This window comes from Bradyrhizobium sp. CCBAU 53421 (genome assembly GCF_015291625.1).
Classification (GTDB): Bacteria; Pseudomonadota; Alphaproteobacteria; order Rhizobiales; family Xanthobacteraceae; genus Bradyrhizobium.
Map to the genome: position 1 here is coordinate 2,102,614 of NZ_CP030047.1, position 16,360 is coordinate 2,118,973.

Genomic DNA, 16,360 nt, shown 5'->3' on the forward strand with positions numbered 1-16,360 from the left:
ATCATCCCACCGCAGCGCCGATCCATGAGGACCCCGCCATGAGCTTCCGCCGCGATTATCTTTCCAAACCGATCTTCTCCTGGGCGCGTGGCGTGCTGCCGACCATGTCGGACACCGAGCGCGAGGCGCTGGAAGCCGGCGACGTCTGGTGGGACGCCGACCTGTTCACCGGTAATCCCGACTGGTCGAAATTGCTGGCGTTCGCGCCGGCCCAATTGACCGACGAGGAGAACGCCTTCCTGCACGGTCCGGTCGACGAGCTCTGCGCGATGCTCGACGAGTGGAAGATCAATTGGGAATGGCGCGACCTGCCGCCGGAAGTCTGGGCCTTCATCAAGGCGAAGAAGTTCTTCGGCATGATCATCCCGAAGGAGTTCGGTGGCCTCGGCTTCTCGCCCTATGCGCATTCCGAAGTGGTGCGCAAGATCTCCTCGCGCTCGCTGACCGCGGCCGTCACCGTGATGGTGCCGAACTCGCTTGGGCCGGGCGAGCTCCTGATGCGGTTCGGCACCAAGGAGCAGCAGGACAAATGGCTGCCGCGTCTCGCCGCAGGCCAGGACATCCCCTGTTTCGGCCTGACCAGCCCGGAGGCCGGCTCGGACGCCGCCTCGATGATCGACACCGGCATCATCTGCAAAGGCAATTTCGAAGGTCGCGAGGTGCTCGGGCTGAAGCTCAATTGGCACAAGCGCTACATCACGCTCGGGCCGGTGGCGACGCTGCTCGGCCTCGCCTTCAAGGCCTATGATCCGGATCACCTAGTCGGCAGCGAGGACGAGCTCGGCATCACGGTTGCGCTGATCCCGACCCATCTGCCCGGCGTCTCGATCGGCCATCGTCATCTGCCGGCGATGCAGGTGTTCCAGAACGGCCCGAACTGGGGCAAGGACGTCTTCATCCCGCTCGACTACATCATCGGCGGCCAAGAGCGGTTAGGGCAAGGTTGGAAGATGCTGATGACGGCGCTTGCCGCCGGCCGCGGCATCTCGCTGCCGTCGCTGTCGGCCGCCGGCGCGGCCTATGCCGCGCGCACCACCGGTGCCTATGCCCGCATCCGCGAGCAGTTCGGCATCTCTATTTCCAAGTTCGAGGGCATCGAGGAGCCGCTGGCGCGCATCGCCGGCACCGCCTATCTGCTCGACGCCGCGCGGCGGCTGACCTGCGCCGCGTTGAACGAGGGGCATCATCCCGCCGTCATCTCGGGGATCATGAAGCTGCACGCCACCGAGCGGATGCGGATCGCGATCGACGACGCCATGGACATCCATGGCGGCAAGGCCGTGATCGACGGCCCGCAGAACTATCTCGGCGGGCTCTACCGCTCGGTGCCGGTCGGCATCACGGTCGAGGGCGCCAATATCCTGACCCGCAATCTGATCGTGTTTGGGCAGGGCGCGATCCGTGCGCATCCTTATCTGCTGCAGGAGATGAACGCGCTCAGCGAGATCGATCGCGACAAGGGCTTGACCGCGTTCGACACCGCATTCTGGAAGCATGTCGGACATAGCTTTGCGACCATGTTCCGCGCCTGGGGCCGCAGCTGGAGCTTCGGCCTGTTCGCGCCGGCGCCGGATGCCGGCGATGCCACCGAGTTCTATCGCCAGCTCTCACGCTATTCGTCGGCGTTCGCGCTGTGCGCCGACATGGCGCTGCTCACCCTCGGCGGCGCGTTGAAGCGCAAGGAGATGCTCTCCGCACGGTTCGGCGACATCCTCTCCGAGCTGTATTTGCTCTCGGCCGCGTTGAAACGCTGGCAGGACGAGGGCCGGCAGAAGGAGGATCTTCCGGCGCTCGAATGGTGCATGGCATCGGGCTTCAAGACCATCGAGAACCGCTTCGCCGAAATCCTTGCCAACCTGCCGAACCGCCCGGTGGCATGGATGTTGAAATTCCTGATCCAGCCGTTCGGCGCACGCGTCACGGGTCCGTCGGACCGCGTCGTGCATCTCTGCGCACAGCTCGTGCTGTCGGCCTCTGTGGCACGCGACCGCCTGACGCCCGACCTCGCCTTTGTCGAGGACGATGGCGGCATCGCGCGGCTGGAAAAGGCCTTCCGCCTCGTCGTCGCGGCCGAGGACGCCGCCAAGCAGCTGCGCGCGGCGCGGCTGCATGACTGGAAGGAGGCGGTGAAGAAAGGCGTCATCACCGAGGCCGACGGCGAGAAGCTCGCCGCCGCTCATGAGGCCGTCACAAAAGTCATCGAGGTCGATGATTTTGCGCCAGAGGCGCTGTCCCCGATTTACAAGAAATCCGCCGACGTGCATCAGTTCTTCCAGGAGCTTGGTGAGCAGAGGGCGGCGAGCTGATGGCGCGACCAGTCTTTATCGTCGACGGCAGCCGGACGCCGTTCCTGAAGGCGCGCTCCGGTCCTGGCCCATTCACCCCGGTCGATCTCGCCGTGCAATGCGGCCGGCCGCTGCTGGCGCGGCAGCCGTTCGCGCCCACCGCGTTCGACCAGGTCATCCTCGGCTGCGTCAACGTGATCGCCGACGAGATGAACCCGGCGCGGGTCGCGGCGCTCCGGCTCGGCATGGGCGAGCAGATGGTCGCCTTCACGGTGCAGATCAATTGCGGCTCCGGCATGCAATCGATCGACACCGGCTATCGTTATATCCGCGAGGGCATCTCCGATTTGATCCTCGCCGGCGGCGCCGAGGCATTGAGCCACGCGCCGCTGGTCTGGCCCAATTCCGGCGTGCGCTGGTTTGCCGGCTTTGCCGGCGCCAAGGGCTTGGGCGCCAAGATCGCCGCGGCCCTGAAGGTGAGGCCGAGCTACTTCAAGCCGATCATCGGGCTGGAGCGCGGGCTGACCGATCCCATCACCGAGCTCAACATGGGGCAGACCGCCGAGAAGGTCGGCCATCTCTTCGGCATCACCCGCGCGCAATCCGACGCCTACGCCGCCGAGAGCCATCAGCGGCTCGCCAACGCGCAGAAGCAGGGTTTTCTCAAGGGTGAGGTCGAGACCGCGTTCTCCCGCGACGGCAAGTTCTACGACCATGACGACGGCGTCCGCCCGGACTCGACGCCCGAGACGCTGGCAAAGCTGAAGCCGGTGTTCGAGCGCCCGTGGGGCCAGGTCACCGCCGGCAATTCCTCGCAGATCACCGACGGCGCGTCCTGGGTGATCCTGGCGTCCGAGATGGCCGTCGCCAAGCACGGGCTGACGCCGAAGGCCGTCATCCTGGACAGCCAGTGGTCGGCGCTCGATCCCTCGATCATGGGGCTCGGTCCGGTGCTGTCGGCGAGCGCGCTGCTCAAGCGCAACGGGCTGACCCTTCAGGAGGTCGAGACCTGGGAGCTGAACGAGGCCTTTGCCACCCAGGTGCTCGGCTGTCTCGCTGCCTGGAACGACGACAAATTCTGCCGCGAGATCTTGGGACTCGACGGCGCGGCGGGCGAGATCGACCGCGCGAAGCTCAATGTCGACGGCGGCGCGATCAGCCTCGGCCATCCCGTCGGCACCAGCGGCAACCGCATCGTGCTGCATCTGGTCAATGCGATGAAGCGGCTCGGCACCAGGCGCGGCGTCGCCACCGAATGCATCGGTGGCGGGCAGGGCGGCGCGATGTTGATAGAGACGGTGTGATCATGGATTCACGGATCATGGACGTTCTCTCTGGCCGCGTGCTCGAGCTCGGGCCGAAGCCGGCCGCCGACAGCCCCTACAGGAATTTCAAGCTGACGCGCGACGAGGACGGCATTGCCTGGCTGCTGTTCGACCGCGCCGGCACCAGCGCCAACACGCTGTCCGCCGATATGATCGAGGAGCTCGATGCCGTCGTCGCGGCGCTGGAGAGCCAGCGGCCGACCGGCCTTGTGGTGCGCTCGGCGAAAAAGAGCGGCTTCATCGCCGGCGCCGACGTCAACGAGTTTCGCGGCGCCAGCGATCCCAGCGCGGTCGAGACCGCGATCGGCCGCGCCCATGCGGTGATCGATCGGCTCGAGGCGCTGCGCGTGCCCTCGGTCGCCGTGATCCATGGCTTCTGTCTCGGCGGCGGCCTCGAGGTCGCGCTGGCCTGTCAGATGCGGATCGCGATCGACGATGCCAGGTTCGGCTTCCCCGAGGTGATGCTCGGCCTACATCCTGGCCTGGGCGGCACCGTGCGCTTCACCGAGCTGGTCAACCCGATGCAGGCGATGACCTTGATGCTGACCGGCAAGACGATCGACGCGCGCCGCGCCAAATCGCTCGGCCTGGTCGATGCCGTCACCCAGGAGCGCCATGTCCGCAACGCGGTGAAGGACGCCGTGTTCGGCCGGCTGAAGCGCGCCAGGCCCGGCGTGCTCAACTCGCTGCTCAATCTCGGTCCGGTCAGGGGCTTGCTTGCGTCGCGGATGCGCAGCGAGGCCGAGAAGGCGGCGCCGCGCAAGCATTATCCGGCGCCCTATGCGCTGATCGATCTCTGGGAGAAGCACGCCGGCAACCGCTCGGCGATGCTGAATGCGGAGAAGGCCTCCTTCGCCAATCTGATGGTGACGCCGACCGCACAGAATTTGATCCGCGTGTTCTTCCTGCGCGAGCAGATGAAGAAGGTCGCCGGCAGCGGCAACAAGGTTGCGTACGTCCATGTCATCGGCGCCGGCGCGATGGGCGGCGATATCGCCGCCTGGTGCGCCAACCAAGACATGCGCGTGACCTTGGCCGACATGAAGGCCGAGCCGATCGCGGGCGCGATGAAGCGCGCCGCGGAGCTGTTCGGCAAGATCATGCGCAAGAAGATCGATCAGCGCGACGCGCTCGATCGGCTGATCCCCGACATGGACGGCGAGGGCGTCCGCAACGCCGATCTGATTATCGAGGCGGTGCCGGAAAAGCTCGAGCTCAAGCAGAAGGTCTATGCCGGCCTCGAGCCGAAGATGAAGGCGGGCGCGATCCTCGCCACCAATACGTCGAGCATCCCGCTGCAGGATCTGCGCACCACACTGGCACGGCCGGAGCGGCTGCTCGGCCTGCATTTCTTCAACCCGGTGTCGCGGCTGCAGCTCGTCGAGGTCGTCAGCCATGACGGCACCGATGCGGCGATGCTGAAGGAGGCGCTGGCCTTCGTCGGCGCCATCGATCGTCTGCCGCTGCCGGTGAAGAGCTCGCCGGGCTTCCTCGTCAACCGCGCGCTGACGCCCTACATGCTGGAAGCGATGATGATGCTGGACGAGAAGACCGACCAGCGCCTGATCGACGCGGCCGCGGTCGAGTTCGGCATGCCGATGGGGCCGATCGAGCTCGCCGACCAGGTCGGCCTCGATATCTGCCTCGATGTCGGCGACATGCTGCGCTCGAAGTTCGGCGACAGCTTGCCGCCGACGCCGGCATGGCTGCGCGAAAAGGTCGCCAAGGGCGAGCTCGGCCGCAAGACCGGCAAGGGCTTCTACACCTGGAAGGACGGCAAGGCGGAGAAGACGCCGCTGCCGGAGACCGGCCCGAAGGTGAGCGACGAGATGATCGACCGCCTGGTGCTGCCGATCTCCAATGTCTGCGTCGCCGCCTTGCGCGAGGGCATCGTCGACGACCCCGACATGGTCGACGGCGCGATGATCTTCGGCACCGGCTATGCCCCGTTCCGCGGCGGCCCGCTCAACTATGCGCGCAGCCGCGGCGTCGACAATGTGGTGTCGACCATGCAAACGCTGATGCGCAAGTTCGGCGGACGATTTGCGCCGGATACCGGCTGGGAGGGCTTCAAGTGACCGACACCCAAACGCCCGAAACTCATGTTCACGCGCCGCCGATCAGCGGCAACGAGCCGCAGGGCGATCTCTGCATCCGCACGCTGGCGATGCCGGCCGATACCAATGCCAATGGCGATATCTTCGGCGGCTGGCTGCTCAGCCAGATGGACGTCGGCGGCGGCGTGTTCGCCTCGAAGGTGGCGAAGTCACGCACCGTGACGGTTGCGATCGACGCGATGAACTTCCGCAAGGCGGTGTATGTCGGCGATCTCGTCTCGGTGCACGCCAACCTCGTGCGCGTCGGCCGCACCTCGATCACGGTGCATCTCGAAGCCTGGGTGCTGCGCCGCCGCGAGCAGCAATCGATCCTCGTCACCGACGGCAATTTCACCTATGTCTCGATCGACGAGCAGGGCCATCCGCAACCGATCCAGCGCGATGGTGCGACGATTTCGTCCTGACGTCTCTCGCGCGCAGACGCTGCTGATTCGACGCGAGGGAAAACGCGTCGAAACTGAGACCGCAGCGCGGCTTGATTGCAAAAGCGCCGCTTCGCATCGCAAATAAACCGAGGAACAAACAGGCAGTGACACCGTTGTCGGGCCGGAATCAAACTGAGGCCCGACTATGTCTGACTGCTACGTCATCGAAGTGAGTTCACAGACCGCGGGTATCGTGGTGCGCGATACCGGTGGTTACGCGTTTTTTGCAGCCTCGCACCGCTTCCAAGCCCTCGAAGGCCAGATCTTCCGCAATGCACGCGAAGCCGAGCGCGCCGCGCGGCGGCTTGTCACTGGGCAAGATTTGCAGCTGGCCTCCTGATATGGAGCCCCGGCGGCGCGCCGTTTGCGTGCGCCGCAATACTCTGTATTGATGCATCCGAACTCACGGAAATGTTTTTCGGATGTCGCAGACACAAGACAAGGCGCTGCTGTTCGATATCGACGGCACGCTCGCCGACACCGATCCGCTGCATCTGGCAGCGTTCAACCGGGTGCTCGGTCCTCATGGACACAGCTTCGATCACGCGCGCTTCGGCCGTGAGCTGCAAGGCTTCTCCAACGCGTCGATCGGCGAGCGCTTCCTCGCTCGCGAGCCGGCCGAACGCCGCGCCGTCATCCTCGGCGAGAAGGAGCGGATCTTCCGCGAATTGGTCGCTGGCCGGATCGTGCCGGTGCCGGGATTGCTGGCGCTACTCGAGGCGGCCGATCGCGCCGGCGTGCCGATGGTGGCGGTGACCAATGCGCCGCGCCCGAACGCCGAGCTGCTGCTCGCGGGACTAGGCATCGCGCACCGATTCAAGGCGGTGGTGATCGGCGACGAACTGGCGCACGGCAAGCCGCACCCATTGCCGTATCTCGAGGGGCTGCGCCTTGCAGGCGCGCAGGCTTCGGCTTCGATTGCGTTCGAGGATTCGCGCTCCGGCATCCAGTCCGCGACGGCGGCGGGCATCGCGACGATCGGGATGCGAACCGGGCTCAGCCATGCCGATCTGGTCGCGGCCGGCGCCGTCGCCAGCGCGGCGGCATTCGATAATCCGGAATTGATTCGCCTCGTCGCATCGGCCATGTCTTGGTGAGCAACGGCATGGTGAGGAATCGTGCCGGCACTCACCGGCCTGGCCTTGCTGCAACGCAGTCCTTAACCCCGATGATGCTTGCTCGTTGACCTCGGTGCCGAACGGTCGCACCATGGGCCAGAGCGTGATCAGGAAGACTGGAATCCGGTTTTCCGAATCGATCGTGCTCCAACCGTCGCCGTTTCAAGGGGGCCGCCGTGGCCGGACTCTCCCACCGCCAGACTGAAATCCTCAACATCGCACGTGCATTCGGCCGGGTCATGGTCGAGGACCTTGCCAAGCGATTCGAGGTGTCGGCGCAGACCATCCGCAAGGACCTCAACGATCTCTGCGACGAGCGGTCGCTGACCCGCATCCATGGCGGCGCGATCATCGCCTCGGGCGTCGAGAACCTCGCCTATGAGGCGCGCCGCTTCGTCGCCGCCGAGGAGAAGAAGGCGATCGGCGCCGCCGCGGCGGCGCGGATTCCGAACGGCTGCTCGCTGTTCATCAATATCGGCACCACGACCGAGGAGGTCGCGAGTGCGCTGACCTCGCATGAGGACCTCTTGGTCATCACCAACAACCTCAACGTCGCGATGCTGCTGTATCGCCATCCGCGCATCGAGGTGGTGGTGGCCGGCGGCACGGTGCGCCGCGCCGACGGTGCCGTGGTCGGCTCGACCGCGACGCAGCTGATCGGCCAGTTCAAGGTCGATTACGCGATCATCGGCGCATCCGCGATCGACGAGGAGGGCGCGCTGCTCGACTTCGACTATCGCGAGGTGCAGGTGGCGCAGGCCATCATCGCCAATGCGCGCAACGTGATGCTGGTGTCGGATGCGACAAAGCTCCGCCGCAGCGCGCCGGTGCGGATCGCCCATATGAGCCAGATCCAGACCTTCGTCACCGACTCGCCGCTGCCCGCGGGCCTCGCCAACATTTGCCACAGCCGCGGCATCGAGGTGGTCGTCGCGATGGACAAGCCGGCCGTCGATATCGACGACAACGGCACCGACGCTGCACCGGCGACGCTGCGTAGCGCGTAGCCGACTCTCCACGCATTCGTGCTCTGACCCGTCACCCTGAGGAGCGCGCATTTGCGCGCATCTCGAAGGGCGAACGGCCACACTCGGGCCATGCACCCTTCGAGACGCTACGCGCTCCTCAGGGTGACGGATCTGGTAGCGGATGTGCCGGACGAAACCTGCCCCACCTCGGTCATCCTGCCCAAAGAATCCCCAGCAAAAGTTCCCCATTTTCACTTTGCTTTCGTTTTCTGTTGTGATCTACTCAATTCCGAAAGTAAAACCGTCAAAGCGAAAACGGTTGCCGGGGGAAGCGTTCTTTGGACCGAATTTACGACCTCGCCATCATCGGAGGCGGCGTTAATGGCTGCGGCATCGCGCGCGATGCGGCGGGCCGGGGTAATTCTGTTTTCCTCTGTGAAATGAATGATTTGGCCAGCGGGACGTCGTCCTGGTCGACCAAGCTCGTGCATGGCGGCCTGCGCTATCTCGAGTATTACGAGTTTCGTCTGGTGCGCGAGGCGCTGATCGAGCGCGAGATCCTCTGGCAGATCGCGCCCCACATCATTCGCCCGCTACGTTTCGTTTTGCCGCACCACGCAGGCCTGCGCCCGGCCTGGCTGCTGCGGCTCGGCCTCTTCCTTTACGACCATATCGGCGGCCGGCATTTGCTGCCGGCGACCCGCTCGCTTGATCTGACCCGCGACGTGGTCGGCAAGCCGCTGATCCCCGGGCGCTACACCAAGGGCTTTGAATATTCCGACTGCTTCGTCGACGACGCGCGGCTGGTGGCGCTGACCGCGCGCGACGCCGCCGATCGCGGCGCGGAGATCCGCACCCGCACCCGCGCGGTCGAGGCAAGGCAGGTCGACGGCATCTGGCACGTCACGGTCGAGGATACGACGAGCGGTTCGCGCGAAACGATCAAGGCCCGCGTGCTGGTCAATGCCGGCGGTCCCTGGGTCGAGCAGGTGCTGGCGTCGGGTGTCGGCGTCAATGCGCGCGCCAAGGTGCGGCTGGTGCAGGGCTCGCACATCGTGGTGCCCAAGCTCTACGATCACGACCGCGCCTACATCTTCCAGAACGCCGACGGCCGCATCATCTTCGTCATCCCCTATCAGAACGATTTCTCGCTGATCGGCACCACCGATCGCGACTATGACGGCGATCCGGCCAAGGTGAAGGCGACGCAGGAAGAGATCGAGTATCTCTGTGCCTCCGCCAGCGAGTATCTCGCCAAGCCGGTGAAGCCCGAGGACGTGGTCTGGAATTACTCCGGCGTGCGTCCGCTCTATGACGACGGTGCGAGCGAGGCCAAGGCCGCGACGCGCGACTATGTGTTCGAGCTCGATACGCCCGGCGGTGCGCCGTTGCTGTCGATCTATGGCGGCAAGATCACCACCTATCGCCGTCTCTCCGAAGAGGCGCTGGAGCGGCTGTCGCCCTATCTGCGCGGCGCGAAGGCGCAGGAAGGCTGGACCGGCAAGGCGCCGCTGCCCGGCGGCGACATGGACGTCTCCGCGGTCGCGGCGCTCGCCGCCGAGTTGGTTCGCAGCCATCCGTTCCTCGCGCAGTCCCACGCCAACCGCCTCGCGCATGCCTATGGCACGCGCGCCGGCAAGGTGTTGGGCAATGCAGCAACGGCTGAAGATCTCGGCCGCTCGTTCGGCGCCACCTTGACGGAGAGTGAAGTCCGGTACCTGATGGCGAACGAATGGGCTCGGACTGCGGAAGATGTCGTCTGGCGACGATCCAAGCTGGGCTTGCGGATGACGGCGGGTGAAATCGCCGCGCTCGACGAGTGGATGGCCGCCAACCGCGTGTCCGGTGAACGTCCCCTCCGCGAAGCGGGAGGACGGGCATGAGCGTTACACTGCAGAATGTCACGCGAACCGTGGATGGCATTCAGACCATCCGCGACGTCTCGCTGACGCTGGAGCGTGGCACGCTCAGCGTGCTGCTCGGCCCGACGCTGTCGGGCAAGACCTCGATCATGCGGCTGCTTGCCGGGCTCGACAAGCCGACCACCGGCCGCGTGCTGGTCGACGGCAAGGACGTCACCGGCGCCGACGTGCGGCAGCGCTCGGTGGCGATGGTCTATCAGCAGTTCATCAACTATCCCTCGCTGACGGTGTACGAGAACATCGCCTCGCCGCTGCGGGTGCAGGGCAAGCCGAAGGCCGAGATCGAGCAGCGGGTGGCCGAGGCGGCCAGCCTGTTGCGGCTCGAGCCTTACCTCAAGCGCACACCGCTGCAGCTCTCCGGCGGCCAGCAGCAGCGCACGGCGATTGCGCGCGCGCTGGTCAAGGGCGCCGACCTCGTGCTGCTCGACGAGCCGCTCGCCAACCTCGACTACAAGCTGCGCGAGGAGCTGCGCGCCGAGCTGCCGCGGATCTTCGAGGCATCGGGTGCGATCTTCGTCTATGCCACCACCGAGCCGTCGGAGGCGCTGCTGCTCGGCGGCGACACGGTGTGCATGTGGGAAGGCCAGGCGCTGCAGACCGGCGCGACGTCGAAGGTCTACCGCCATCCCGACACGCTGCGGGTCGCGCAGGTGTTCTCCGATCCGCCGCTCAACATCATCGGCATCGAGAAGAAGGGCGACCGGGTGGTCTACGCCGGCGGCGAGCAGGCGCCCGCCGCCGGGCTCTACGCCAAGCTGCCCGACGGCGCCTACAAGATCGGCTTCCGCGCGCACCAGCTCGAGGTCGGCAGCGTCGCGCCCGGCCGCCACAAATTCTCCGCCGCCGTGACGGTGACCGAGATCACCGGCTCGGAGAGCTTCGTCCACGTCCATGTCCACGGCTCCAACTGGGTCGCGGTGCTGCACGGCGTGCACGAATATGAACCCGGGCAGGTGCTCGACGCCGCGCTCGATCCCGACAACATCTTTGTGTTCGACGCCGCCAACCGCCTGGTCGCATCGCCCGCGACCGCGTTTGCAAGCGAACTGTACGGCAGTTCGCTTGCGGAACGCGCGTCAGCCAGCAAGAGCAATTGAGGGAGATGCCCGATGGCTCGCATTGACCTCGTCGATCTCGCGCAATCCTACAACGGCAATGACGCGCCGCTGGAATCCTTTGCGCTGAAGCCCGTGACCATGACCTGGCGGCAGGGCGGCGCCTATGCGCTGCTCGGCCCCTCCGGCTGCGGCAAGACCACGCTGCTGAACCTGATTTCCGGCATCGTGACGCCGTCGCGCGGCAAGATCCTGTTCGACGGCCAGGACATCACGCCGCTGTCGACCCAGAAGCGCAACATCGCGCAGGTGTTCCAGTTCCCGGTGATCTACGACACCATGACGGTGGGTGAGAACCTGGCGTTCCCGCTGAAGAACCGCGGCGTCGCCAAGGCCGAGGTCGATGCCCGGGTCAGGCAGATCGCCGATCTGCTCGACCTCACGCCGTACCTCAACCGCAAGGCGACGCGGCTCACCGCCGACGCCAAGCAGAAGATCTCGCTCGGCCGCGGCCTGGTGCGCTCCGACGTCGCCGCCGTGCTGTTCGACGAGCCGCTGACCGTGATCGATCCCGAGCTGAAATGGCAGCTGCGCTCCAAGCTGAAAGCGCTGCATCGCGAGCTCGACCTCACGATGATCTACGTCACCCACGACCAGACCGAGGCGCTGACCTTTGCCGACACCGTCGTCGTCATGCATGACGGCCGGGTGGTGCAGAGCGGCACGCCGGCCGAACTGTTCGACAAGCCGGCGCACACCTTCGTCGGCTATTTCATCGGCTCGCCCGGCATGAACATCGTGCCCGCCGAGGTCTCAGGTCACGAGGCGCGGATCGACGGCCATGTCATCGGCCTGCATCGAAACTATGGTGTGCTGCCGGCCGGCAAGAAGATCGAGATCGGCGTGCGGCCTGAATTTGTCGATGTCGCGGCGCCCGCGTCCGGGCTGCTGTCGGCCACCATCGAGCGGATCGACGATCTCGGCCGCATCCAGTTCGCCCGCGTCCGCGTCGGCAACACCAAGCTCGCGGCGCGCGTGCCGCCGGGCTTCTCGGTCTCCGGCGATACCGCCGGCCTGGTGTTCAATCCCGCCTACGTCCACGTCTATGCCGACAGCCATTTGGTGGAAGGGGTCGCCTGATGGACAAGACCATCAACCAAAAAGCTTGGTTCCTGGTGCTGCCGGTCTTCCTGGTGGTCGCGTTCTCGGCGGTGTTGCCGCTGATGACCGTCGTCAACTATTCGATGCAGGACACCTTCGGCAACAACCAGTTCTTCTGGAACGGCGTCGGCTGGTTCAAGGAGCTGCTCGATCCCTCGACCGATCTCGGCGGCCGCTTCCTGGCCTCGCTCGGCCGCAACCTGTTCTTCTCCGCGGTGATCCTCGCGATCGAGGTGCCGCTCGGCATCGTGGTCGCGCTGTCGATGCCGCGCGAGGGCTGGAGCGTCGCGGCCTGCCTCGTCATCCTCGCATTGCCGCTGCTGATTCCGTGGAACGTGGTCGGCACCATCTGGCAGATCTTCGGCCGGCCCGATATCGGCCTGCTCGGCTATGTGCTGAACCACCTCGGCTTCAACTACAATTACGTCTCCAATGACGTCGACGCCTGGGTCACCGTCATCGTGATGGACGTCTGGCATTGGACCAGCCTGGTCGCGCTGCTGTGCTACGCCGGCCTGAAGTCGATCCCCGACGCTTATTACCAGGCGGCGCAGATCGACGGCGCCTCGCGCTGGGCGGTGTTCAAGGCGATCCAGCTGCCGAAGATGAACCGCGTGCTGCTGATCGCGGTGCTGCTGCGCTTCATGGACTCGTTCATGATCTACACCGAGCCGTTCGTGGTCACCGGCGGCGGTCCCGGCAACTCGACGACCTTCGTCTCGATCGAACTCGTCAAGATCGCGCTCGGCCAGTTCGACCTCGGCAAGGCCGCGGCGCTGTCGCTGGTCTACAATCTGATCATCCTGATCGTCTGCTGGGTGTTCTACACCGTGATGACCAATGCCGGCGCCGATCGTCCGCAGAAAGAGGGGAAGGCCTGATGCATTCGATCCCCGGCCGTCGCCTCATCATGGGGCTGTTCCTGATCTTCCTGCTGTTGCCGATCTACTGGCTCGTCAACATGAGCTTCAAGACCAACGCCGAGATCGTCTCGACGATGACGCTGTGGCCGCATACGCCGACGCTGCAGCACTACAGGCGTATCTTCACCGACGAGAGCTGGTATTCGGGCTACATCAACTCGCTGGAGTATGTCGTCATCAACACCGTGATCTCGATCGCGGTGGCGTTGCCGGCGGCCTACGCGTTCTCGCGCTACCGCTTCCTCGGCGACAAGCATCTGTTCTTCTGGCTGCTGTCCAACCGCATGGCGCCGGCGGCGGTCTACGCCCTGCCGTTCTTCAACCTGTACTCGGCGATCGGCCTGTTCGATACGCCGTGGGCAGTCGCGCTCGCGCACTGCATCTTCAACGTGCCGCTGGCGGTGTGGATCCTCGAAGGCTTCGTCTCGGGCGTGCCGCGCGAGATCGACGAGACCGCTTTCCTCGACGGCTATTCGTTCCCGCGCTTCTTCATCAGGATCCTGGTGCCGTTGATCGCGAGCGGGATCGGCGTCGCCGCCTTCTTCTGCTTCATGTTCTCGTGGGTCGAACTGCTGCTGGCGCGCACGCTGACCTCGGTGCAGGCCAAGCCGATCGCCGCGATCATGACGCGCACGGTCTCGGCTGCCGGCATGGACTGGGGGCTGCTCGCCGCCGCCGGCGTGCTCACCATCATTCCGGGGGCGCTCGTGATCTGGTTCGTCCGCAACTACATCGCGCGCGGCTTCGCGCTCGGCCGGGTCTAGGAGGCACTTATGGAATCCATCGCATGGATGGCATGGACCTGGCCCACCGCGGCCTTCTTCGTGCTGCTTGCCTCCACGCTCGGGATGATGACCTGGCTCGCGATCGCCAATCCCGAGGCGGAGCGGGTCGGCGTGCTGCGCATTCCGACCACGCGCGGCGATCGTCTGTTCGTTTCGCTGGTGCTGGCCGCGGTGATCCACCTTTTGTGGATCGGCCTCGTCGGTACCGATCCGATTTTCACCCTGCCGATCGGGGAGGGGGTCGAGATTTCGAGCCTGTGGCTCGGAACGGTAATTTCGCTTCTTTCAGCCGTGGTGATCTTTCGCACCGTCTGAAGAACGCGAAGAAGAGCAGATCCGGGGTCTACCCGGGCCTGGATTTAGTCGCTGCAACCGGAGGAATCTAATGCGACATTTACGAATGACTAAAGATAGACTTTTGACGATGACCAGCGCGGTCGCGCTCGTCGCAGCATCGGTCACTCTTGTCGCGCCGGCCCGCGCCGACGAGGCGGCCGCGAAGAAGTGGATCGACAGCGAATTCCAGCCGTCGACCCTCTCCAAGGACGACCAGATGAAGGAGATGCAGTGGTTCATCAAGGCCGCTGCCCCCTTCAAGGGCATGGAGATCAACGTCGTCTCCGAAACCCTGACGACCCACGAATATGAATCCCGCACGCTCGCCAAGGCGTTCGAGGAGATCACCGGCATCAAGGTCAAGCACGACATCATCCAGGAAGGTGACGTCGTCGAGAAGATCCAGACCCAGATGCAGTCCGGCAAGAACGTCTATGACGGCTGGATCAACGATTCCGACTTCATCGGCACCCACTTCCGTTATGGCCAGGCCGTCGACCTGACCGAATGGATGAAGGGCGAAGCCAAGGACGTCACCGATCCGATGCTCGACATCGACGACTTCATCGGCAAGTCGTTCACGACCGCACCGAACGGCCACCTCTACCAGCTGCCCGACCAGCAGTTCGCGAACCTCTACTGGTTCCGCTACGACTGGTTCACCAACCCGGAATACAAGGCCAAGTTCAAGGCCAAGTATGGCTACGATCTCGGCGTGCCCGTGAACTGGTCGGCCTATGAAGATATCGCCGAGTTCTTCACCAACGACGTCAAGGAGATCAACGGCGTCAAGGTCTACGGCCATATGGACTATGGCAAGAAGGATCCTTCGCTCGGCTGGCGTTTCACCGACGCCTGGCTGTCGATGGCCGGCAACGGCGACAAGGGCCTTCCGAACGGCCTGCCGGTCGACGAATGGGGCATCCGCATGGAAGGCTGCCGTCCGGTCGGCTCGTCGGTCGAGCGTGGCGGCGACGTCAACGGTCCGGCGTCGGTCTATTCGATCGTCAAATATCTCGACTGGATGAAGAAGTATGCTCCGCCGCAGGCGCAGGGCATGACCTTCTCCGAGTCGGGCCCGGTGCCGTCGCAGGGCAACATCGCCCAGCAGATATTCTGGTACACCGCCTTCACCGCCGACATGGTGAAGCCGGGCATCGCCGTGATGAACGCGGACGGTACGCCGAAGTGGCGTATGGCCCCGTCGCCGCACGGCTCGTACTGGAAGGACGGCATGAAGCTCGGCTACCAGGACGTGGGTTCGGCCACGCTGCTGAAGTCGACCCCGGTCGACCGCCGCAAGGCGGCGTGGCTCTATCTGCAGTTCATCGTCTCCAAGACGACGAGCCTGAAGAAGAGCCAGGTCGGTCTCACCTTCATCCGTGAATCCGACATCTGGGACAAGTCGTTCACCGAGCGTGCGCCGAAGCTCGGCGGCCTGATCGAGTTCTACCGCTCGCCCGCGCGCGTGCAGTGGACCCCGACCGGCAACAACGTGCCTGACTATCCGAAGCTTGCTCAGCTCTGGTGGCAGAACATCGGCGATGCGTCGTCCGGTGCGAAGACGCCGCAAGCTGCGATGGACGCGCTCGCCGCGGCCCAGGATTCGGTGATGGAGCGTCTTGAGAAGTCCGGTGTGCAGGGTGCCTGCGGACCGAAGCTGAACAAGAAGGAAACCGCCGAGTACTGGTACAAGAAGGCCGAGAAGGACGGCACCATCGCTCCGCAGCGCAAGCTCGCGAACGAGAAGCCGAAGGGCGAAACGATCGACTACGACACGCTGATCAAGTCGTGGCCGGCGAGCCCGCCCAAGCGCGCCGAAGCGAAGTAAGGCGGCAAGGCGTACCAGCCCACGCCATCCGCAAACTGCAAAAGGCCGGGAGCAATCCCGGCCTTTTTTGCTGCATCGACGGCTGTGGAGGCCGGCGCACGATTGTGCT

General features: G+C 65.0%; 15 protein-coding genes. All 15 read left to right on the forward strand.

Going from position 1 to position 16,360, the window contains the following annotated elements; genetic code table 11:
• Positions 1-38 precede the first annotated feature (38 nt).
• Positions 39-2,306: an acyl-CoA dehydrogenase gene (locus XH92_RS09950; RefSeq protein WP_194459059.1), complete on the forward strand. Its 2,268-nt coding sequence runs from the start codon at positions 39-41 to the stop codon at positions 2,304-2,306.
• Complete coding sequence (locus tag XH92_RS09955; protein ID WP_194459060.1) at positions 2,306-3,589, forward strand: acetyl-CoA C-acetyltransferase; 1,284 nt, start codon at positions 2,306-2,308, stop codon at positions 3,587-3,589. Before XH92_RS09950 ends, XH92_RS09955 begins: the two co-directional genes overlap by 1 nt.
• 2 nt (positions 3,590-3,591) lie before the next feature.
• Complete coding sequence (locus tag XH92_RS09960; protein WP_194459061.1) at positions 3,592-5,688, forward strand: 3-hydroxyacyl-CoA dehydrogenase NAD-binding domain-containing protein; 2,097 nt, start codon at positions 3,592-3,594, stop codon at positions 5,686-5,688.
• An 89-nt stretch (positions 5,689-5,777) separates the two neighbouring features.
• Complete coding sequence (locus XH92_RS09965) at positions 5,778-6,131, forward strand: acyl-CoA thioesterase (RefSeq protein ID WP_194461196.1); 354 nt, start codon at positions 5,778-5,780, stop codon at positions 6,129-6,131.
• Positions 6,132-6,297: 166 nt separating this feature from the next.
• Positions 6,298-6,492 carry a hypothetical protein gene (locus XH92_RS09970; protein WP_163161526.1) on the forward strand — a complete coding sequence of 65 codons (195 nt, stop codon included), beginning with the start codon at positions 6,298-6,300 and terminating at the stop codon, positions 6,490-6,492.
• 82 nt (positions 6,493-6,574) lie between these two features.
• Positions 6,575-7,249 (forward strand): HAD family phosphatase, encoded by a 675-nt coding sequence (locus XH92_RS09975; RefSeq protein WP_194459062.1) that lies wholly within the window; start codon positions 6,575-6,577, stop codon positions 7,247-7,249.
• 197 nt (positions 7,250-7,446) lie between these two features.
• On the forward strand, positions 7,447-8,277 hold the full coding sequence (locus XH92_RS09980) for a DeoR/GlpR family DNA-binding transcription regulator (RefSeq protein ID WP_194459063.1): 831 nt from the start codon (positions 7,447-7,449) through the stop codon (positions 8,275-8,277).
• Positions 8,278-8,400: 123 nt separating this feature from the next.
• Positions 8,401-8,682, forward strand: a complete 282-nt coding sequence (locus tag XH92_RS09985; protein WP_194461721.1) for a hypothetical protein — start codon at positions 8,401-8,403, stop codon at positions 8,680-8,682.
• On the forward strand, positions 8,577-10,121 hold the full coding sequence (gene glpD / locus XH92_RS09990) for a glycerol-3-phosphate dehydrogenase (protein ID WP_194459064.1): 1,545 nt from the start codon (positions 8,577-8,579) through the stop codon (positions 10,119-10,121). The genes XH92_RS09985 and glpD overlap by 106 nt, the downstream gene beginning before the upstream one ends.
• The gene (locus XH92_RS09995) at positions 10,118-11,257 is read left to right on the forward strand and encodes an ABC transporter ATP-binding protein (protein WP_194459065.1); all 1,140 of its coding nucleotides are present in this window, start codon (positions 10,118-10,120) and stop codon (positions 11,255-11,257) included. The genes glpD and XH92_RS09995 overlap by 4 nt, the downstream gene beginning before the upstream one ends.
• A gap of 12 nt (positions 11,258-11,269) precedes the next feature.
• A complete protein-coding gene (locus tag XH92_RS10000) occupies positions 11,270-12,355 on the forward strand; it encodes an ABC transporter ATP-binding protein (RefSeq protein WP_194459066.1) in 1,086 nt (361 codons plus the stop codon).
• Entirely contained in the window at positions 12,355-13,257 is a 903-nt protein-coding gene (locus XH92_RS10005) for a carbohydrate ABC transporter permease (RefSeq protein ID WP_194459067.1), read from the forward strand. Before XH92_RS10000 ends, XH92_RS10005 begins: the two co-directional genes overlap by 1 nt.
• Positions 13,257-14,063: a carbohydrate ABC transporter permease gene (locus XH92_RS10010; RefSeq protein ID WP_194459068.1), complete on the forward strand. Its 807-nt coding sequence runs from the start codon at positions 13,257-13,259 to the stop codon at positions 14,061-14,063. Before XH92_RS10005 ends, XH92_RS10010 begins: the two co-directional genes overlap by 1 nt.
• 9 nt (positions 14,064-14,072) lie before the next feature.
• Positions 14,073-14,399: a DUF2160 domain-containing protein gene (locus XH92_RS10015; RefSeq protein ID WP_194459069.1), complete on the forward strand. Its 327-nt coding sequence runs from the start codon at positions 14,073-14,075 to the stop codon at positions 14,397-14,399.
• Between the two features lie 109 nt (positions 14,400-14,508).
• Positions 14,509-16,251 (forward strand): ABC transporter substrate-binding protein, encoded by a 1,743-nt coding sequence (locus XH92_RS10020; RefSeq protein WP_194461197.1) that lies wholly within the window; start codon positions 14,509-14,511, stop codon positions 16,249-16,251.
• The last annotated feature ends 109 nt before the right edge of the window (positions 16,252-16,360 follow it).